General features: G+C 57.6%; 20 protein-coding genes. 11 read left to right on the plus strand and 9 right to left on the minus strand.

The genetic code is table 11. The features are described 5' to 3' along the window. Positions 1-22 precede the first annotated feature (22 nt). Positions 23-991, plus strand: a complete 969-nt coding sequence (locus BLT38_RS11555) for a segregation/condensation protein A (RefSeq protein WP_083347057.1) — start codon at positions 23-25, stop codon at positions 989-991. A gap of 12 nt (positions 992-1,003) precedes the next feature. On the opposite strand, the gene BLT38_RS11560 is transcribed toward BLT38_RS11555, so the two are convergent. Both BLT38_RS11560 and BLT38_RS11565 read right to left on the minus strand, forming a co-directional pair. After that, positions 1,004-1,516, minus strand: coding sequence for a cytochrome P460 family protein (locus BLT38_RS11560; protein ID WP_083345313.1), 513 nt, complete (start codon positions 1,514-1,516; stop codon positions 1,004-1,006). 57 nt (positions 1,517-1,573) lie between these two features. After that, positions 1,574-2,095: an O-acetyl-ADP-ribose deacetylase gene (locus BLT38_RS11565; RefSeq protein WP_083345314.1), complete on the minus strand. Its 522-nt coding sequence runs from the start codon at positions 2,093-2,095 to the stop codon at positions 1,574-1,576. Positions 2,096-2,190: 95 nt separating this feature from the next. Here BLT38_RS11565 and scpB point away from each other — a divergent pair, with 95 nt between their 5' ends. Then, positions 2,191-3,435, plus strand: coding sequence for an SMC-Scp complex subunit ScpB (scpB, locus tag BLT38_RS11570; RefSeq protein ID WP_083345315.1), 1,245 nt, complete (start codon positions 2,191-2,193; stop codon positions 3,433-3,435). Positions 3,436-3,443: 8 nt separating this feature from the next. On the opposite strand, the gene adhP is transcribed toward scpB, so the two are convergent. Then, entirely contained in the window at positions 3,444-4,478 is a 1,035-nt protein-coding gene (gene adhP, locus BLT38_RS11575) for an alcohol dehydrogenase AdhP (protein ID WP_083347058.1), read from the minus strand. Positions 4,479-4,578: 100 nt separating this feature from the next. Here adhP and BLT38_RS11580 point away from each other — a divergent pair, with 100 nt between their 5' ends. Next, positions 4,579-5,529, plus strand: a complete 951-nt coding sequence (locus tag BLT38_RS11580) for a pseudouridine synthase (RefSeq protein WP_083345316.1) — start codon at positions 4,579-4,581, stop codon at positions 5,527-5,529. A 143-nt stretch (positions 5,530-5,672) separates the two neighbouring features. Further along, complete coding sequence (locus BLT38_RS11585) at positions 5,673-6,521, plus strand: aldo/keto reductase (RefSeq protein ID WP_083347059.1); 849 nt, start codon at positions 5,673-5,675, stop codon at positions 6,519-6,521. Between the two features lie 69 nt (positions 6,522-6,590). Here BLT38_RS11585 and BLT38_RS11590 read toward each other — a convergent pair whose 3' ends face one another. Beyond that, positions 6,591-7,565 (minus strand): SDR family NAD(P)-dependent oxidoreductase, encoded by a 975-nt coding sequence (locus BLT38_RS11590; RefSeq protein WP_083345317.1) that lies wholly within the window; start codon positions 7,563-7,565, stop codon positions 6,591-6,593. Positions 7,566-7,703: 138 nt separating this feature from the next. Between BLT38_RS11590 and BLT38_RS11595 the strand changes: the two genes are divergently transcribed. Continuing rightward, positions 7,704-8,285 carry a TetR/AcrR family transcriptional regulator gene (locus BLT38_RS11595; protein ID WP_083345318.1) on the plus strand — a complete coding sequence of 194 codons (582 nt, stop codon included), beginning with the start codon at positions 7,704-7,706 and terminating at the stop codon, positions 8,283-8,285. 12 nt (positions 8,286-8,297) lie between these two features. Here the strand turns inward: BLT38_RS11595 and BLT38_RS11600 are convergent, their stop codons facing one another. Further along, a complete protein-coding gene (locus BLT38_RS11600) occupies positions 8,298-9,194 on the minus strand; it encodes an AraC family transcriptional regulator (protein WP_083345319.1) in 897 nt (298 codons plus the stop codon). Positions 9,195-9,298: 104 nt separating this feature from the next. Between BLT38_RS11600 and BLT38_RS20525 the strand changes: the two genes are divergently transcribed. Beyond that, entirely contained in the window at positions 9,299-9,469 is a 171-nt protein-coding gene (locus tag BLT38_RS20525) for a hypothetical protein (RefSeq protein ID WP_156785107.1), read from the plus strand. Between the two features lie 6 nt (positions 9,470-9,475). Here the strand turns inward: BLT38_RS20525 and BLT38_RS11605 are convergent, their stop codons facing one another. Together BLT38_RS11605 and BLT38_RS11610 are read right to left on the minus strand one after the other, a co-directional pair. Beyond that, positions 9,476-12,100 (minus strand): ABC transporter permease, encoded by a 2,625-nt coding sequence (locus BLT38_RS11605; protein ID WP_083345320.1) that lies wholly within the window; start codon positions 12,098-12,100, stop codon positions 9,476-9,478. Between the two features lie 9 nt (positions 12,101-12,109). After that, the gene (locus tag BLT38_RS11610; RefSeq protein ID WP_083345321.1) at positions 12,110-12,454 is read right to left on the minus strand and encodes a PadR family transcriptional regulator; all 345 of its coding nucleotides are present in this window, start codon (positions 12,452-12,454) and stop codon (positions 12,110-12,112) included. Between the two features lie 141 nt (positions 12,455-12,595). On the opposite strand from BLT38_RS11610, the gene BLT38_RS11615 reads away from it, so the two are divergent. From BLT38_RS11615 to moeB, 4 genes are all read left to right on the plus strand, one after another. Further along, on the plus strand, positions 12,596-13,501 hold the full coding sequence (locus BLT38_RS11615) for a pyridoxamine 5'-phosphate oxidase family protein (protein ID WP_156785108.1): 906 nt from the start codon (positions 12,596-12,598) through the stop codon (positions 13,499-13,501). Between the two features lie 99 nt (positions 13,502-13,600). Next, the gene (locus BLT38_RS11620; protein ID WP_083345323.1) at positions 13,601-15,256 is read left to right on the plus strand and encodes a CTP synthase; all 1,656 of its coding nucleotides are present in this window, start codon (positions 13,601-13,603) and stop codon (positions 15,254-15,256) included. 105 nt (positions 15,257-15,361) lie between these two features. Then, the gene (locus BLT38_RS11625; protein ID WP_083345324.1) at positions 15,362-15,790 is read left to right on the plus strand and encodes a Mov34/MPN/PAD-1 family protein; all 429 of its coding nucleotides are present in this window, start codon (positions 15,362-15,364) and stop codon (positions 15,788-15,790) included. A gap of 62 nt (positions 15,791-15,852) precedes the next feature. Beyond that, a complete protein-coding gene (moeB, locus tag BLT38_RS11630; RefSeq protein WP_083345325.1) occupies positions 15,853-17,346 on the plus strand; it encodes a molybdopterin-synthase adenylyltransferase MoeB in 1,494 nt (497 codons plus the stop codon). Positions 17,347-17,403: 57 nt separating this feature from the next. On the opposite strand, the gene BLT38_RS11635 is transcribed toward moeB, so the two are convergent. Together BLT38_RS11635 and BLT38_RS11640 are read right to left on the minus strand one after the other, a co-directional pair. Next, positions 17,404-17,793 (minus strand): nuclear transport factor 2 family protein, encoded by a 390-nt coding sequence (locus tag BLT38_RS11635; protein WP_083345326.1) that lies wholly within the window; start codon positions 17,791-17,793, stop codon positions 17,404-17,406. A gap of 3 nt (positions 17,794-17,796) precedes the next feature. Further along, the gene (locus BLT38_RS11640; RefSeq protein WP_083345327.1) at positions 17,797-18,261 is read right to left on the minus strand and encodes a nuclear transport factor 2 family protein; all 465 of its coding nucleotides are present in this window, start codon (positions 18,259-18,261) and stop codon (positions 17,797-17,799) included. 96 nt (positions 18,262-18,357) lie between these two features. Between BLT38_RS11640 and BLT38_RS11645 the strand changes: the two genes are divergently transcribed. Next, on the plus strand, positions 18,358-18,810 hold the full coding sequence (locus BLT38_RS11645) for a sulfur reduction protein DsrE (protein WP_083345328.1): 453 nt from the start codon (positions 18,358-18,360) through the stop codon (positions 18,808-18,810). The last annotated feature ends 29 nt before the right edge of the window (positions 18,811-18,839 follow it).

Raw genomic sequence — 18,839 nt, forward strand, 5'->3', positions numbered from 1 at the left:
CAGCTTTCCTCAGCCCAGAATGATGCCACCCAACGGGGTGGGCGATACTGATGTCGTGAGCGACACAACTGCAGAATTGGAACAGGAACAGCCCGTAGCGGCTGAGGAGCAGGCTGCCCCCGCAGCAGAGCCGCTGGTTCTGCAATCTCCGCCCGTGCCCGAGCCGCCTAAGCCGGCGAAGAAGAAAGAGCCTACGCCTTCGAAAGAAGAGGTTTCGCAGTCACCGTTCATGCTCACAGTGGGCAAGGTGTATGAGGGCCCGCTGGACCTGTTGCTGGACCTGATCCGTAAGCAGTCCATCGACATCTACGACATTCCGATTGCCAAGATCACCGCGCAGTTTCTGATGTACACGGAACAGATCAAGCAGACGGACGTGGACTCCGCTGGCGACTTCATCTACACCGCCTCCCTGCTGATTCACATCAAGAGCAAGATGCTGCTGCCGCGCGAAGCCTCTGGCATTGCGGCAGGCGAAATTGAAGATCCGCGTCGCGAACTCGTCGAACGTCTGCTGGAACACGAGCGCTTCAAGGCTGCTGCGCAGATGCTGATGCAGAAGCAGCAGATTGAAGACGCAACGTGGACGCAGCCGGGCATCAAGGAATTTAAAGAACAGGCCAGCGCGGAACGCGAGATTGCCGCGGATACGACTGACCTAGCGCGAGTGTTCCAAGAAATTCTGGATCGCCTGCGCAAACGCCCTGTGTTGAACGTGAACGAAGAGACGGTCACGGTGGCGCAAATGATTGAGTACACCAAACGTCGCCTGATGCTGGAAGACAAGCCCACCAGCCTGCGCCGCCTGCTGGCGAACACACATTCGCAACAGGCGCTGATCTGCATGTTCCTAGCGATGCTGGAACTTGTACGTCTACAGGCGATCATGCTGCGCCAGGGTGATAAGTTCGGCGACATCATGATCAAGAAGACCGACAACTTCGACGAAGTACTCGCGCACCAGGAACGCATGCGCGACGACTGGCGCTAATGGTTCGGCCTTCTATCGTGCATAGCGTGTGAAGAGATAATCGCGCGACTGCACCGCCTGATGGCAGTGAAAGCACTGGTTCACCGAGTCTTTCACGGAGTTCGATGCATTCGCGTCGGCAAACTGCGCATAGCCCCAGCCGCCGGTTGCTTTGAACTTCTCAGCATCTTTGATCATCAACTGGATGTTCGTTGGCGCTCCTGCGACGAAGGACTGCTCACGACCAAAGCTGCGGTTGTTTTCCTCAGAAGGCGTGTAGGCCCAGGCCACGCGCACGATCATGGCTCCGTCAGGAAATGTTTGCGCACCGCTGCGATACGCCGCTACCGCCGCATCGTTGCCCAGGATGGCACGGATGTCGTTCAACGCACCTGCTTCATGGGCGACAGAGATCAGCTTCCAATCACGGTAATCGCTGGGAAGGTTGATGGCCGGCGCGTCTGCACTCCGCGCATAGACGGCGGGCGAGAAAGAAACGCCGCCTATCAACATCAATCCGAACACCGCTGCCGTGACTCTCTTCATATCCACTTTCCTGTGTACTGCTCTTAGTTTGCCGGTTCGGCTTTGCAATGAACAGGTTCAACGAAGCAGATCGCAGTAGAGAGCGTGTGTCTCGTCGTTAAATGCACAGAAGATGACTTCCTCTACACCACTCTCGTCCAGTACTTCGTTTACCGTTGCCACGGCGATCCGCGCGGCACGATCTGGCGGAAAGCGATAGATGCCCGTGCTGATTGCGGGGAAAGCGATGGAACAAACGTCGTGTTCGCGAGCGAGTTCTATGCAACGGCGATAGCAGCTCGCGAGAAGCGAGTCAGCGCGGTCTTCGGCTGCTGACCCGCCACGCGCCACACTCCAAACCGGACCAACAGCATGGAAGATCCACTTTGCGGGCAGGCGAAATCCGGGAGTGGGAACTGCATCTCCCGTGGCGCAGCCACCAAATTTTGCCGTAGCCGCCAGCAATTCCTGAGCTCCTGCGGCACGGTGAATGGCTCCATCAACACCTCCACCGCCCTTAAGCTGCTGATTTGCGGCGTTTACGATCGCGTCTACCTGCAGGGTGGTGATGTCCGCCAGAATGCTGTCGAGCCTGCCCAAGGTCGTCCTCCCCTCCCCCTTGGATGCGCCAATGCAGGTACACTGCTTTGAGGCCGCTGTACGCAGTCGCCGAACCCTTTAAGCCCTGAGAACGAATGAGTCTTAAGTCGAAGATCGAAGCCGTCATCTACGCCTCGGAAGAGCCCGTTACTCTTGCCCAGCTTGTTGGTCTGCTGGCCGGTGAGGCGCAGGACGAACTGGATACCCTTGCCGCCGACCAGGCGACCCTGCCGCTGGATGAGGGCGACGCTGAGGTTTCCCCATCCGAAGGAATCACCGAAGAAGCCGCACTGGATGAGGCAATTGAGGCTGCTGAAGCGGTAGAAAGCACCTCCGACAGCGAAGCAAGCGCCGCCCCAGAAGAAGCCCCGGCCGCATCAGCGGAAGAGCCCGCCGAAGCTGCCCCGTCAGAGGAGCAGGCCTCGGAAGCGACGGAAGGCGCCTCTGCTTCGGATGAGCAGACAGCGGAAGCAGCAGAACCAGGAGCGGTTGATTCCGAGGAAGACAAACGCGTTCAGCGTGATCGCGAAAAGGCCGTGCGCGAACATATTCGTCGCGTGGTCGATTCGTTGATCCGCGAGTATGCCGAGAGCGACCGCGGTATCGAGATTCGCGAAGTGGCCAGCGGTTTCCGCATGGGCACCAAGCCGGAATACCACGACGCAGTGCGCGGCTTTGTGAAGAGCCTGAAGCCACCACTCAAGCTGACGCTTCCCGCGTTGGAGACACTGGCCGTTGTGGCCTACAAGCAGCCGGTAACGGCAGCGGAAATCTCTGAGATTCGTGGTGTGGATTCGGCTGGCGTGCTGGGCGGATTGATGACGCGTAAGCTGATCGCCACCGCCGGCCGCAAGCAGGTCATCGGCCGTCCCATGCTGTATAAGACCACGCGCGACTTCCTGCTGCGCTTTGGCCTGAAGGATGTGAACGAACTGCCCTCCATGGAAGAGTTCGAACGCATGGCAGGCGAGCTGGCCGAGCAGGAAGACCTGCCGATGGAATCAGCAGACGCCATCATCGAAGAAGCCAATGCACGCGGCGATGCGGAGATGCTCCGCGAAGCTGCCGAAGCTGACACCGAGCCTACGGCCACTGAAGAGGAAACTTCTGTTGCGGAGTCTGAGGAGCAGACGGAAGCGGCTTCAAGTGAAGATGAGACGACCGTCTCCGAGGACGGAGATCAGGCCGAAGTTGCTTCCAGCGAAGTCGAGAATGCTGTTGCGTCAGAGGAAGCGGAAGCACCAGCCTCAGTCGAAATCGTTGCAGAAGACATCGCAGTGGTTTCTGAAGAATCAGAACCTGCCGAAGTGAAACAGGACGGCGAAACACAGCCGTCCTGATCACCGGCTTACTCGGACGCAATCTCCATAACAATGCGGCCGTCGATTGTGCCTGCAATCATGCGATCGAAGATGCTGTTGATGTTTTCCAGCGCCTCAGTAGAGTAGGTGGATTTCACCAGTCCACGCGCGGCGAAATCGAGGCATTCGGCCATATCCATGCGCGTGCCCACAATGGAGCCGCGTAGCGTCTTCCGTTGCAACACCATGTCGAAGATGGACACGGGAAATTCGCCCGGCGGCAGCCCCACCAGCGACATGGTTCCCATTCGGCGCAGCAGGTTTACACCGAGGCTAAAAGCCGCCGGAGAAACCGCTGTGATCAGCGCGCCGTGGACACCGCCGCCGGTTGCGGCAATTACCTTTCCAGCAACTTCGGGTTCGTTGACGTCGACCGTGATCTCGGCTCCCAGCTTTTTCGCAAGGTCGAGTTTGTCCTGCGCCACGTCCAGGGCAACAATATGCATGCCCATGGCTTTGGCATATTGCACTGCCAGATGCCCAAGCCCTCCAATGCCGGAGATAGCCACCCACTGACCGGGTTTCACGTCCGTCTCTTTCAGCCCTTTGTAGACCGTCACACCCGCGCACAAGATCGGAGCAATAGGCGAAAACCCAATCTTTGGAGGCAGATGCGCTATATAACTGGGATTCACCAGAACGTACTCTGCAAAGCTACCGTTGACGGAGTAGCCGCTGTTCTTCTGGTACGGGCAGAGCGTCTCCCAGCCTTTGAGGCAGTATTCGCAGACACCGCAAGCGCTGTACAGCCAGGGAACGCCGACGCGATCGCCTTCGCGTAGGCCCTTTACTCCCGCTCCAACAGCGGCCACATATCCGGCTCCCTCATGACCGGGGATAAAGGGTACGGCAGGCTTCACGGGCCAGTCGCCGTTCGCAGCGTGCAGGTCCGTATGGCAGACGCCGGTGGACATCACCTTCAACAGAGCCTGCCCCGGTCCAACCGCTGGTACGGGAACCTCCTCCAAGCTGAGCGGACTGCCGAATTGCCGCACAGCTGCCGCTTTCATCGTCTTTGCCATGCCCATTTCCCTCCGTACTGCTCAACTTACGCCCACACGCACGAGAAGACTGTGACGGGAAGCACGAAACCATAAGAAAAACGGGCGATAATAGAACGTGATGAATAACGTACGTAAGACCGCCGTGAAGGCAGCCAGACCCGCCAAGAAATCCACCGCTCCCGTAAAAGAGGAACCGGTAGGGACTCGACTGCAAAAGATCCTCGCCGACGCCGGCATAGCCTCGCGCCGCAAAGCCGAAGAACTGATCCTTGAGGGCCGCGTTCAGGTGAATGGCGAAACCATCACCGAACTGGGCACGCGCGCCGACGCAGCAAAAGACCACATCCGCGTGGATGGAAAGCTGCTGCAAGGACCACAGGAACACCGCTATTTCATGGTGAACAAGCCGCGTGGCTATGTGACCACCATGAGCGATCCGGAACGCCGCGAGACGGTCGTTGACCTGTTGAAGGAGTCCGCACGACTTTCCGGAAAGAAGCTGGACACACGCCTCTATCCGGTTGGCCGACTGGATTACAACTCCGAAGGATTGCTGTTGATGACGAATGATGGCGATCTTGCCAATTCGCTCTCAAAAGCTGCGAACTCCGTCGAAAAGACCTACCTGGTGAAGGTTGCTGGACGCCCGACAGGAGAGGCTCTGGAACAGCTTCGCAGCGGCGTAATGATTGATCGCGGACGTCTCGCAGAGACGCGCGGCAATCGCCGTGACCGCGTTCTGACAGCCCCAGCAAAGGTGGAACTGGCGCGCGGTGGAGAAAATCCCTGGTACGAAGTGACGCTAACGGAAGGCCGCAATCGTCAGCTTCGCAAAATGTTTGAAGAGATCGGGCACCACGTGGAGAAGATTCGCCGCATTGGTTACGGCGCTCTGGTGCTGGATATTCCCACCGGAGAGTTCCGCGAACTGACGCCGGGTGAAGTGCAGGCGCTGGGCCGTGCTGCTGCAGGCAAGAAAGTAGAACGTAAGCATAAGCTTCCGGAAGCTGCCCGGTTGAAACAGCCAGGACAGAAGACTGGCAGCCGCGGCGCGCGTCCGCGTTTCTAAACACTCAAAACAGTCTTAACGATGTATATCGAACCCATCTGCTGCAGCATGAACAGGTGGGTTTTGATTTCTGCTTTGTAAAAAATTAAAAGCCACAATGCGCAACGCTGCACCCTTTGCTGCGAAGCGCCATCCAAGCGAACATGAGCATCCAGAAAACATTCCTTCTCGGTGGCGATCTTGAAATCAATCGCCTTGGTTATGGCGCAATGCGAATCACCGGTGACGGCATCTGGGGGCCTCCTAAGGATCACGACGGCGCCATCAAGGTGCTGAAGAAAGCCGTGGAACTGGGCGTGAACTTCATTGACACCGCCGACAGCTACGGCCCGTATGTGAGCGAAGATCTGATTGGCGAGGCGCTCGCACCATACAAGAAGGGTCTGGTTATCGCCACAAAGGCTGGACTGGCGCGCACTGGTCCGAACAAGTGGCTGCCGCTGGGACGGCCGGAGTATCTGGAGCAGGAGGTGCTGATGAGCCTGCGCCGCCTGAAGACCGACGTGATCGATCTGTGGCAGCTTCACCGCATCGATCCAAAGGTCCCGGTAGAAGAATCTCTGGCGCCCATTGTGGAACTTCAGAAGCAGGGCAAGATCAAGCACATTGGCCTATCGGAAGTGAAGCCGAACGAGATTGATCAGGCGCGCAAAGTGGCAACCATTGTCTCCGTGCAAAACGAGTACAACATTGCCGAGCGCAAGAGTGAAGACACGCTGAATTATTGCGAGAAGAACAACATCGCTTTCATTCCGTGGTTCCCTGTCGCATCCGGCAAGCTGGCGCAGGAAGGCGGCCCGCTGGATAAGGCAGCGAAGAAACATAGCGCCACTGTCTCGCAGCTTTCACTGGCATGGCTGCTGCATCGCAGCCCGGTGATCCTGCCGATTCCGGGAACAACGTCGATCGAACATCTTGAACAGAATGTGAAGTCGCAGGATGTGGAACTGAGTGATGCAGAGTGGAAAGAGTTGGAAGCCGCCGCGAAGTAAAACGAATCACGAAACTGGAAATAGAAAGGGCCGCTATCCGCGGCCCTTTTCTATGTATGAAGTAAGAGATTAGAAGCTTTCGCCAACCATCTCTTCGCTCTTTGTCCACAACGCCTTGGCACGTTCCGCATTCAGGGCATAGTGGCGAACACCCTCACTTACGGGAGTGATGACTACATCGTCATCGACCTCGCGGCTCACGTGGCAGTTCTCGCAGTACTTTCCTCCAACCTCTTCTCCGGAAGCGATCACTCCTGCCCATACGGACGTGGCCGAACCCTGCGGCACCGTCTTGAATTCGAACGGAGGCTGACCCTGATCCGCCAAAGCCTGGTTGACCGAGTCTAGAAGCTGCTGAAGTCCACCGTCGCCCATGTGACGAGCCAACTCTGTGTAGATTCCGCCCGGATGCACAGCAGTGGCACGCACCCCGCGATGCTTGTGACGACGATCAAACTCAACCGCAAACAGGATGTTAGCCGTCTTTGAACGTCCGTAGGCCGCGAAGGGCGCGTACTCCGTGTGATCGAAGTTCGGGTCTTCCAGATCAACATCCGAGAAGCGATGGCCGGAAGAAGCGAGGCTGACGAAACGTCCGCCATCCTTGATCAGCGGAGCAATGCGGTTCACCAGTACAAAGTGGCCGAGATGGTTGGTTCCGAACTGCATGTCGAAACCATCCTTGGTGCGCCACTGCGGCGTCGCCATGACACCTGCATTTGCGATCACCACATCGAACGATTCGCCACGAGCCAGCAAGGCATCGGCACACGCACGAACACTCGCCAGATCAGCAAGATCAAGCTCGACCAATTCAAACTGAGCACCACTTGCAGCAGCGGCCTCGCGAACCTCTGCGGTCGCGCCTTCCGCCTTCTTCAGGTCACGCGCAGCACCCACCACGTCGGCTCCGTGGGCCACAAGCGCGCGTGCGGTCTCCACACCCAGGCCGGCCGACACGCCCGTTACCAGGATTCGCTGGCCCTTCAGATTGACGCCGGCCAGCACCTCTTCTGTCGTGCTTTTCGCTCCAAATACGCTCATTTCTCCAATCCCCTGCCGTACCAAAACGGCGTGATGCAACAATGAAGTGCGGGTTGTCATGCTCCCGTAACCGGAGATATCCTCCGGTTCAATGGAATAGACGAAGCGGAGACACTCTCCGATTCAAAAAAGAAACGCGTGTCTAAGAAAGAATCGCAATACGCTCCCCGCAAACCGCGCGCCGACGCCAGCCGGAACCGTGAACGCATTCTTGCCGTTGCTCGCGATGCCTTCACCGCAGACAGCGTGAACGTAAGCCTGGACGAGATCGCGAAACAGGCCGAAGTGGGGCCGGGAACGCTTTATCGGCACTTCCCCACGCGCGACGATCTTCTTGAAGCCGTCTATCGCAGCGAGCTGCAAAAGCTATCGGACGCTCAACAAACGCTGGCCAAATCGCACACGCCCGTGGAAGCGCTTCGCGCGTGGATGCGCCTGTTTGTGGACTACATTGCTACAAAGCAGATCATTGCGCCTGCGCTGAACAACATTGTGGGTGGGCCATCCCGCATTTATGCCGATAGCGGCGCCATATTGACTGGTGCAATTGAATCGCTGGTGCGACGCGCTGTTGAGTCTGGCGACATCCGCCCGGATCTTGACCCGATGGATCTTCTCCGCGCGCTGGTTGGTGTTTCCAACGTAGCCTCAGCACCAAACTGGAAGAGCAGCGCCCATCGCCTGGTGGACATTCTCATTCTGGGTTCGCGCCAGCAGTAATCAACGCATGATTTAGTTCGCGCGTGACCAGTCCCCTGGAGTGACTCCAATGCGCTCGCGGAAGGCGCGCACAAAGTTTGTGGCGGAAGAGAAACCTGCGTCCTGCGCTACTTCTGCGACGGTTAGTTTTCCTAACTTCAGCAGCGTTTTTGCTCGTTCCATACGCCGTTCCAGAACATATTGGTGCGGCGTGATGCCGGTGCTTTCGCGGAAGAGTCGCGCAAAGTGAAATGGGCTGAGTTGCGCTTCCGCCGCAAGCTGCTCCAGACGTACATCCGTGTGGAGATGAAATTCAATCCATTCCAGAACTCGACGCAAACGTACCAGCGGGATGCCTCCGCGCAGGTCTTTCAGCGTGACCGATGAAGTGGCATGACGGCGCAGAAGAGTTTGAGCCAACGACATGCCGAGAAGTTCTCCGTAAAGCGATCCGGCAGGCCAGCCGGCCTCGGCTTCCCTTCCCATCTCGGCCAATAAGGCGCGTAGACCTTCATCGTGCAGATGCCATTGCATGGCGACGTGAGGTGAAGTGTTGAGGCCCGCTTCTTCTGCGGCCTTCTTCATAACCGCAGGAGTTACAGAGACAATTAATCGCTCGGAAGTGCCTTCCCATCGCAAACGATCTCTTGTGCCCTCCGGCAACAGGATCATGGAACCGGCACGCGGCTGCTCAATAGCATTGCGACCTTCGGACCACCATTCCATCTCGACATCGCCGCGCAGTTGCAGATGCATGCAGAGACTGCCGTGGTCGTGTTCAGGAACTTCTACAGAACCGACCGTATGCCGCTCAAGCACAATGCCCTTCCACGGCGAATCAGAGGAGGTGAGACGTGGCCGTCCTGTCAGCAGGGGTTCTTCCCTGCTGTTGCGGACCACAATCACTCGTTCTGTGGCGGGAGCAGCCATGCTTCTACTATGCGCCAAACGCGCACAGGATGCAGTTCACCGCAAGATTTGCATATTGCCCCACCCCAGCGCCGCTATACCGGATACAGCGAGGTGAACACACCATGGCAGACATCACGAAACAGCTCAGCGAAGGCTTCATTCTTACCGTTGGCATTACGCCCCCGGGAAAGAACCGCGAACGCACCGCGGCCCGCTACATTACCACCATGCTGGCGCTTACGGTAGCGGGTGCTGCGGCAATGTTCGCGTTCATCCTGTCGCGCGTGTTGTAGAGCGACTTATTCCGTACGCAGGGCTACCATCGGATCGACAGCGGCTGCACGACGCGCAGGTAGCCACGTTCCCACCACGGCGAGCAACGGCAACGTGCACATGACCAGCGCGAAGGTGACCGGGTCATACTGCGAGGTCTGGAACAACTGGCTCTTGGCGAACCCCGCTGCAACAAAGGCCAACGGCAGTCCCACTGCGATGCCAAGTGCGGCAAGACCGCAGGCTTGACGCAACACCATCCAGATCACGTCGCCGCGATCTGCGCCCAGCGCCATACGAACGCCAATCTCCTGCGTTCTGCGCGATGTGGCGAACGAGAACACGCCATAGATACCGATGAGGCAAAGCAGCAGAGCCGACGCCGCGAAGGTTCCAAACAACATTAGTGCGAAGCGCGGTCCCGCGTACCCGTAGCGCTCCAGCAACTGACGTAGGGCCATGGCATCCGTTACGGGTTGATCCTTGTCCATGGCGGCAACCACCTTACGCACGGGTTGCAGAAGATTTTCCGCAGGCAGGTTCGTTGCAATCACCAACGTATCCATCACAGGCGCAACCGTGTACGGAATGAACATGTGCGGATAGTTTTCGCGATAGCCGGGATGTATGGGCAGGTTTTGAATGATGCCTACGATGGTGAACGTGTTCTCTGTAAGCTCTTTGTCTGCGCGAGAAGCATCAACCATCTTGAATGTCTGACCAACAGCATTCCCCGCCGGGAAATAATGCGTCACAAAATCCTGTGTCACCACAGCATCATGCGCGTGCACTGATATCTCGCGTTCGTCGATGAAGTGGCCCTCCATCATGCGGAGACCGGACATTGCAAGGTATTCCGGCGTGACCATGTGGAGATTGCTGTAATCGTTCCGCTGAAATGGCTGGCTACCAAGCTGAATCCGGCTTCCATAACCCCACAGAAATGGCAGTTCTGCATCCAACGTGACGGCCTTCACACCAGGCACATTCTGTATCTGTTTCTGCAGCTCGCTGAAGAAGCGAATCTTGTCTTCATCCTTGGGATAACGCTGCGGAGACAGCGGCACCCGCATCATCAGCGTATGTTCCGGCTGGAAGAGAACCGGTACTTTCTCCACGGAGATCATGGAACGCATCATCAACCCGGCCAGTGTCATCAACGCGAGAGAAAGCGCAATCTCAGCTACCACAAAGCCATTTAGCAAACGTCTGTGCGCGTGGCTACCCGTGGAACGAACGCTGGTGAGGGCAGCGGCAAGTCGTGGATTTGCGCTGTGCCATGCGGGTGAAACACCGAACACCAGCACCGAGAACACAGCCATGCCGATGGACACGAGCAATACGGGCACATTTAGCGCAATCAATGCTTCATCAGGAATGGTGCCTTCGGGTACCAGATGCAACATGGCGTTGAGTCCGCCATAGGCGAAAAGAATCGCCATGGGAACAGAGATCGCCATCAGCAGGAGAGATTCCACGATGACCTGGCGGAACAACCGCAAACGTGATGCGCCGATGGCTGCTCGAAGTACAAACTCATGTTCGCGGCGTACAGCGCGAGCCAGCAGCAGGCTCGATACGTTTACGCATGCGATCAGGAGCAGAACAAGAACGGCTCCGAGTAACAGATACAGGGTCCCAGCAAGGCCCGACTGGAACATCTCGGCAAATGGCATCAGTCCACCAATGCGGAGATTCTTTGGATGACGATGCGGATCTTGCTTTACGAAATCATTGAAGAGAGGTTGCAGTTCGCCCGCAGCCTGCACATCGGTTACGCCGGGGCGAACACGCCCCACCAGCGTGAGTCGCGAATGGCCTTCAATCTCCTGCACGGGCGTAATTGCCACTGGAAGATAAACGTCGGCACCACGCCATAAGAAACGCGGCGGCATGACACCGATGACAGTGCGTGCATGGCCGTCCACCGTGATGACTTTTCCCACCACTGCCTGGCTCCCGCCAAAGTGAGAGAGCCAGTAGCGGTTGCTCAGAACCGCCACTTCTTCATGGTCCGCAGAAACATCCGCATCGTTCGGAGAGCGCCCCAACATGGGCTGCACGCCCAGCACATCAAACGTATTCGCCGTGATGTAGTTGCCACGGATCTGCTGAGCTTCCCCGTCGCCTGTCAGCGTAACGTTGCCAACAGTGGAGGCAGTCACGCCCTGAAAGATGTCCGTCTTCTGCTGAATCTCAAGAAACTCCGAGGGCGTGTAGTCGTCCCAGAAGCAGCGCGTGTCTTCTGGTGAACACAATCTCGGCGTTGCCAATTCCTTCACATCGCGATAGGGAAACGGATTAACCAGCACACCGTAGGCCACGCTAAATACGGCGGTCGCTGCGCCGATGCCGAGTGCAAGCATCAGGACAACAACAACCGTGATGCCTCGTGACTTCCAAAGCTGCCGTGCGGCGTAGCGAATATCCGCGAAAAACAACTCTACGCTCTGCCATTGCCATGCTTCGCGGCCACGCTGCTCCGTCAACAACACGTTGCCAAATTGCTTGCGCGCAGCATGCTCCGCGTCTTTGCGCGACATGCCTTCTTCCATCAGTTCGTCAATCTTCTCTTCCAGGTGCTCCTGTACAGAGACGGAGAGATCGTTATAGCGGCGACGACGCGAAAAGAGCTGACTGAGCCATCCCATGGTGAACTCCTAAGCCTTTACCACCGCAAGTACGCGGGTGATTCCTTCGAACATCTTTTCGAAGCTGGACTTCTCCTGCTCCAGCCGCTTCATGCCTGACTTTGTCAGTTGATAGATACGCGTGGGACGCCCCTTTGCGGAGACTCCCTCTTCCGCTTCCAGCCAGCCTTCGCGCAGCATCCGTTGAAGCGCAGGGTACAACGAACCTTCTTCGATCTGAAGCAGATCGTCAGAAACCTGCTGGATGTGTTTGACCAACGCGTAGCCATGCATTGGCTTGATGCGCAGCGAATGCAGGACCATCAGCTCCAACGCACCGGCGAAGAGGTCACGATGTTGAGGACTCTTTCCCATGTGCGGGAGTCTATACCGCGTATACCTATTTTGAAAATAGGTATATCGACGAAATTTCATTTTGTGACCGTTGGATTGGGTGTATTCCTATCGGTGGGCGGGGCTCGAATCCGGTGTCGTCGGGCCTGAATCTAATTAGCCGTGCACAGCCAATACCATTCCGGGGAACGCAAGGCGCAGCAATTGGCGGGCGAGCAGGACATCGCGGACGCGCGCGAAGGGATGGTGAGACCGGCCATTCCGCGGCAAGTGTTTGAGTGGCTGAGAGAGCAAACATTGCTTGCTGTCGCCACGATGGATGCTGCCGGCACCTTGTGGGCGACCGTCGTTCCCGGTAAGCCCGGATTCCTGCAACCCGATGCGAACGGTACCCATCTCTGGATCGAGCGCGCCATGCCACACGCCGTCCTCGCCGATCTGAAGAGTGGTGGCAACATTGGTCTGCTTGCAATCGACCTGAATAGCCGCCAGCGCATGCGTATCAACGGCACCGCCACGGCTTTGCCCGCCGGTCTCCACGTCAGCGTTCAGGAAGCGTTTTTTAATTGCCCCAAGTACATCACGCGGCGCACGGCACTACCTTCCGCTGCGAACAATGAAACAGCCGAACACGAAGGCTCGCGACTTCTTGGAGAGCATCTGCAACTGCTGAGCGAGACAGACGTGCTCTTCCTCGCAACGACTCATCCGGAACGCGGTCTGGACGTCTCGCACCGCGGAGGTGATCCGGGATTTGTTCAGCTTCTCCCTGACGGCCGCATCAGGTTGCCGGACTACACGGGGAACTCGCTGTTCAACAGCATTGGCAATCTTCTTGTTGATTCCAGAATCGCAATCGCGATTCCCAATCTACATAGCGGCAGCATCCTTCAAATCACCGGCACGGCGACCATTGCGTGGCACGATCGCGATGAAGACGACAGTACAGGCGGCACGCATCGCTTTGTGGACATCACGCCTATCGCATGGCGAACTGAGGAGGGAGGCCCTGTATCACGAGGCGCTTCAGAACTATCCCCCTTCAACCCACATCCGCATGCTGCTTAAGGCAAAGACGACCTCACATCACGCGGCCCGTTCTTGCTATACTTGATCGTGCACCCCACGCACGGCCAATCACGACAATTCAAAAAGAACGAGGCGGAGATGTCTGCGAAATACATCTTTGTAACCGGCGGCGTTGTGTCATCACTTGGTAAGGGGCTGGCTGCAGCTTCTATCGGGTGCCTGCTGGAAGCGCGCGGTCTGCGCGTAAACCTGATGAAGTTTGACCCGTATCTGAATGTGGATCCGGGTACTATGTCTCCCTTCCAGCACGGCGAAGTCTTTGTGACCGACGACGGCGCGGAAACCGACCTGGACATGGGTCATTACGAGCGCTTTACCCACGCGAAACTTTCTCGCGATAACAATCTGACCAGCGGACGCATCTACGAACAGGTCATCACCAAGGAGCGCCGCGGCGACTACCTGGGCAAGACCGTGCAGGTGATTCCGCACGTCACCAACGAAATCAAAAACGCCATGCGCAAAGTTGCCACCGACTGCGATGTGACCATCGTGGAAATCGGCGGCACTGTTGGCGATATTGAATCGCTTCCCTTCCTGGAAGCCATTCGCCAGATGCGCCAGGACCTGGGCCGTGACAACACGCTCTTCGTCCATGTGACGCTGGTGCCGTGGATTGCCGCTGCGCAGGAATTGAAGACCAAGCCGACGCAGCACTCCGTGAAGGAGATGTTGTCCATCGGTATCCAGCCGGACATTCTGCTGTGCCGCAGCGAACGCAACCTGCCCCGTGAAATGCGTGGCAAAATTGCTGCCTTCTGCAACGTGGAAGAGCGCGCTGTCATTGCCGCTCGCGACGTGGCCAGTATCTATGAACTGCCGCTGGCGTTTGAGGCAGAGCATGTTGATCAGCTTGTGCTGAGCTATCTGCGCATTGATGCCGGCGAAGCAGATATGACGAAGTGGCGCGAGCTGGTTCACAGGGCCTACCACCCGAAGGACGAAGTCCACATCGGTATCGTAGGCAAGTACGTCGAGTACGAGGACAGCTACAAGTCGCTGAAGGAAGCGTTGGTTCACGGCGCTCTGGATGCAAACCTGAAACTGAAGGTGACCTGGATCGAAGCCGAAGGGCTGGAGACCGACGACAAGAGCTACGAACAGCAGCTCGATACGTTTGACGGCATTCTGGTTCCTGGTGGATTCGGCAAGCGCGGTATTGAAGGCATGTTGAACGCCATCCGTTACGCACGCGAGAGCGAGACGCCGTACTTCGGCATCTGCTTGGGCATGCAGACGGCTTGCATTGAGTACGCGCGCAACGTTGCTGGGCTGAAGGACGCAAACTCGTCCGAGTTTGATCCCGCGACGCCGCACCGCATCATCTATAAGCTGCGCGAACTGACCGGCGTGGAAGAGATGGGCGGCACGATGCGCCTGGGTGCTTGGACGTGCGTGATGGAGCCGGATTCCAAGGCTGCACAGGCATACGGCACCACGGAGATCAGCGAGCGTCACCGCCATCGTTACGAGTTCAACCGGGAGTACGAGCCCATCCTCACCGGAGCGGGTTTGCGGCTGACCGGAACGACGCCGGACGCCACCTATGTTGAGATCGTGGAAATCCCCACGCACCCGTACTTTGTGGCCTGCCAGTTCCATCCGGAATTCAAATCGAAGCCGCTGGAGCCGCATCCGCTGTTCCGCGAATTCGTGAAGGCCAGCTACAAGAACCGTATGGGCCGTGGGCGGGCTCTCTCGCAGGAATCGCTCACCGGCATCGCGCAATCGTAATTTGCTTGAAACTGAGCCGCCGCGGCAAACCACGCCGCGGCGGTTTTGCGTGACGCAGAATGCTGCATCCTCAACGCACGTTGTACGATCAAAAGAGAGATACAGATGTTGAAGCTGAGCCAATCCGACTACGAAGCACTGCGCGCACATGGCGAAGAAACCTATCCGCACGAATGTTGCGGCATTCTTCTGGGCCATGCGGGCGAAGTGAACCAGGTGGTCGAGATTATGCGTGCGGGTAATACACGCACCGACTCCGCCCACAACCGCTATCACATTGCACCGCAGGAACTTATCAAGGCGCAGCGTGAGGGACGGAAGAAGGGACTGGACATCGTCGGCTTTTATCATTCGCACCCCGACCATCCGGCGCAGTGGTCCGTTACGGACTTTGCCGAAGCCCACTGGTTCGGATGTAGCTACGTCATCACGGCCGTAGCGCAGGGCAAGGCCGAGGTGACGAATGCATTCCTTCTGCGCGGCACCAGCGAAGAGGACAAGCAGTTTGAGGACGAAGAGATCGTCGTCGGCTAGTTCACTTCACCCGGACCACCCCGCTGCATCCAATGGCATGCAGTCGTAATCCAAAGGAAGTTATGACGATTCTGATTCCAACACCGCTGCGTGGATTTACGGACAACAAGTCCACCGTTGACGTAACCGCAGCCAATGTCAAAGAAGCTCTTGCCGCGCTGACTGAAGCGCATCCCGCCATTAAGGGTCACCTGTTCAACGCCGAAGGCAAGCTGCGCTCCTTCGTGAACGTTTATGTGAACGATGACGATATCCGCGATCTGCCGGGCAAGGATGAGACGACGCTGAATGCAGGCGACGAAATCTCCATCATTCCGTCCATCGCCGGTGGCGCACCCGCTATTGCGGAAGAAGCGATCGCAGAAGAACTGCCGACGCTGACCAACGAAGAGATTGCGCGCTACTCGCGCCACCTGATCCTTCCAGAAGTGGGCATGGATGGTCAGCGCAAGCTGAAGGCCGCGAAGGTGCTCTGCGTGGGCACGGGCGGACTGGGCGCGCCGCTGGCTCTGTATCTTGCAGCCGCGGGCGTAGGCACCATCGGCCTGGTTGATTTCGACGTAGTCGACGAGAGCAACCTGCAGCGCCAGATCATCCACTCGCAGTCCACTGTAGGCAAGCTTAAGGTCGACTCGGCAGAGCAGATGCTGAAGGGGCTGAACAAGAACATCAATGTTGTGAAGCACAACACGATGTTGACCTCTGCGAACGCCCTGGAAATCTTCAAGGAATACGACGTCATTGCCGACGGCACCGACAACTTCCAGACGCGTTACCTGGTGAACGATGCCTGCGTTCTGACGGGCAAGCCGAATGCGTATGGCTCCATCTTCCGCTTTGAAGGACAGGCATCTGTCTTCGCCACGGAAGAAGGCCCCTGCTACCGCTGCCTGTATCCCGAACCGCCACCGCCGGGACTGGTTCCCTCGTGCGCTGAAGGTGGCGTACTTGGCATTCTGCCCGGCCTTGTCGGCGTAATTCAGGCTACGGAAGTGATCAAGCTGATCCTTGGCATTGGCGAACCGCTCATCGGCCGCCTGCTGCTGGTGGATGCGCTGGGAATGAGCTTCCGCACGCTGAAGCTGCGTAAGAACCCGAACTGCCCCGCTTGCGGAACGCACGAGATCAAGGAGCTGATTGATTACAACCAGTTCTGCGGTGTCGCTGCCCCCACGGAAGTTGGTCCCCTGGAAGTGGCTTCCCATGGCGTTGTCACCGGCCTGGAAGACATCGACGGTATTCCGCAGATCAGCGTGGAAGAGCTGAAGGCAAAGCGCGAAGAAGGCAAGGCGTTCATCCTGGACGTGCGTGAACCCCATGAGGTTCAGATCGTCTCGATTGGCGCTCAGTTGATTCCCGTTGGAGAACTGGAACAGCGCGTCGGTGAGATTGCCTCGCACAAGAACGACGAAGTACTCGTTCATTGCCGGAGCGGCGCACGTTCGCAGAAGGCTTCGCTCATTCTGAAGAACGCGGGCTTCACGAACGTGAAGAACGTTGCGGGCGGCATTCTGGCGTGGGCCGATCGCATCGATCCGAGCTTGCCGAAGTACTAATCAGCTTCGATTCGAAGTAAGAAAGGGCGTCCGCTAAGGGCGCCCTTCTCATTGCTCTCAGGATGAATGTGTAAAGGCGCGTGATGGTGCGGAGGACACACCATCACCCAATTCCATCGCAGAAATCAGTCCATCGTGCAGTGTGAAAACATGCACCACTTCGCCGTTAAAAAGCAGATCACCGTACAAGCTCTTGACGACCTGATGCACGCGGACATGAACACTGCCGTCTTCCCGTTCAATCATCTCAACGGGTTCCACGTTAGGGTCGAACTCCTGCCATTGCCGCTTCCAGTAGGCACGAATTTCATCTTTTCCGACAACGAAACCGCCTTCGGAAGCCTTGGGCCAGCGCACGTCTGGCGTCATCAGCTCCAGGGCACCATCCACGTCGCGGCGATTGAACGCGGCGTACGCCTGCCTCAGAAGTTCGTTCGTCTCGGCCATGGACTACTTCCCGCCGCAGGTCTTCGTGCCGGTATCTGCAACGCTGGCGATCTTCCATGTGCCGTCGACACGCACCATGTTGAAGAGATCGGTGCCGCAGTGATCCACCTTACCGTCGACGAGGAAATCAAACGGCGCCCACACGACCGCGAGATCGTTGTCGATGCGAACCAGCGGATCGTGGATGCGTTCCTCAATCTTGGTTGTGCCCGGCTTGCCGACGCGCGCTGCAAAGTCCGTAAAGGTCATCTGCGCGGCTTTGCCGTCCCGCATCAAGACCATGGTTCCACCCGGCAAGGTGGGAGCGGCAATCGCCGCGGCATCCCGCTTCGCCATGCCATCAAACATGGCCTGGATGGGAGCCAGTATGGCCTGCTCGGCCGGCGTTTGAGCCAGGCTTAGAGCTGTCGGAAGGAGGGTTGCAACCACAACAGCCGGAATGAGGGAGCGTACGGGATGTGGGGTCATGCGCCCGATTCTACCCCTCGGAGGCATCGATCTTCCTCATGAATGTTCAAGATTCGATATGCTTGCAGAAACATCCACCACGAAGGGACTCGTTGCATGAAACGTATTGCCGCACTTACCGCTTCGATCATTCTTATGCCTGCGGCTGTTCTCGCGCAGCAGGCAGCCGCACCGGCTGCTCCGCCCGTACCGCCTACGCAGAAGGTTCTGATCCATGTCCACTCGAACGATCCCAAGGTGTGGCAGGCGTCGCTGGATAAGGCCAACAACATCATGTCCACAGCGCCCAAAGGCACTGCCGTGGTGGAGATTCTGGCTACGGGCGACGGCCTGAAGCTGGTGAACAAGGACATGCAGGGACTGAGCATCGTCACCGGGTCACTGGATAAAGACGTCAGCTTCGTTGCCTGCCACGCCTCCATGAAGGCAAACCACATGGAGATCAGCGAGCTTCACTCCGGCGTTGGCACCGTGCCATCGGGCGGCCGTGAAAAGGTCATGAAGAAGGCTGAAGGCTGGACCGTGCTGGACGAAACGGAAGCCAAGTAGTTCCCTCAGAATAGAAAATGCCCGGCAAG

It is taken from the genome of Terriglobus roseus (assembly GCF_900102185.1).
Classification (GTDB): domain Bacteria; phylum Acidobacteriota; class Terriglobia; order Terriglobales; family Acidobacteriaceae; genus Terriglobus; species Terriglobus roseus_A.

Bases quoted from the DNA above. Each gene is read 5' to 3' on its own strand.
- BLT38_RS11625 (WP_083345324.1), top strand. From the start codon at position 15,362: ATGTTGAAGCTGAGCCAATCCGACTACGAAGCACTGCGCGCACATGGC.
- BLT38_RS11620 (WP_083345323.1), top strand. From the start codon at position 13,601: ATGTCTGCGAAATACATCTTTGTAACCGGCGGCGTTGTGTCATCACTT.
- BLT38_RS11560 (WP_083345313.1), bottom strand. From the start codon at position 1,516: ATGAAGAGAGTCACGGCAGCGGTGTTCGGATTGATGTTGATAGGCGGC.
- BLT38_RS11555 (WP_083347057.1), top strand. From the start codon at position 23: ATGCCACCCAACGGGGTGGGCGATACTGATGTCGTGAGCGACACAACT.
- BLT38_RS11605 (WP_083345320.1), bottom strand. From the start codon at position 12,100: ATGGGATGGCTCAGTCAGCTCTTTTCGCGTCGTCGCCGCTATAACGAT.
- adhP (WP_083347058.1), bottom strand. From the start codon at position 4,478: ATGGCAAAGACGATGAAAGCGGCAGCTGTGCGGCAATTCGGCAGTCCG.
- BLT38_RS11645 (WP_083345328.1), top strand. From the start codon at position 18,358: ATGAAACGTATTGCCGCACTTACCGCTTCGATCATTCTTATGCCTGCG.
- BLT38_RS11610 (WP_083345321.1), bottom strand. From the start codon at position 12,454: ATGGGAAAGAGTCCTCAACATCGTGACCTCTTCGCCGGTGCGTTGGAG.
- moeB (WP_083345325.1), top strand. From the start codon at position 15,853: ATGACGATTCTGATTCCAACACCGCTGCGTGGATTTACGGACAACAAG.
- BLT38_RS11640 (WP_083345327.1), bottom strand. From the start codon at position 18,261: ATGACCCCACATCCCGTACGCTCCCTCATTCCGGCTGTTGTGGTTGCA.
- BLT38_RS11590 (WP_083345317.1), bottom strand. From the start codon at position 7,565: ATGAGCGTATTTGGAGCGAAAAGCACGACAGAAGAGGTGCTGGCCGGC.
- BLT38_RS11635 (WP_083345326.1), bottom strand. From the start codon at position 17,793: ATGGCCGAGACGAACGAACTTCTGAGGCAGGCGTACGCCGCGTTCAAT.
- BLT38_RS11585 (WP_083347059.1), top strand. From the start codon at position 5,673: ATGAGCATCCAGAAAACATTCCTTCTCGGTGGCGATCTTGAAATCAAT.
- scpB (WP_083345315.1), top strand. From the start codon at position 2,191: ATGAGTCTTAAGTCGAAGATCGAAGCCGTCATCTACGCCTCGGAAGAG.
- BLT38_RS20525 (WP_156785107.1), top strand. From the start codon at position 9,299: ATGGCAGACATCACGAAACAGCTCAGCGAAGGCTTCATTCTTACCGTT.
- BLT38_RS11600 (WP_083345319.1), bottom strand. From the start codon at position 9,194: ATGGCTGCTCCCGCCACAGAACGAGTGATTGTGGTCCGCAACAGCAGG.
- BLT38_RS11580 (WP_083345316.1), top strand. From the start codon at position 4,579: ATGAATAACGTACGTAAGACCGCCGTGAAGGCAGCCAGACCCGCCAAG.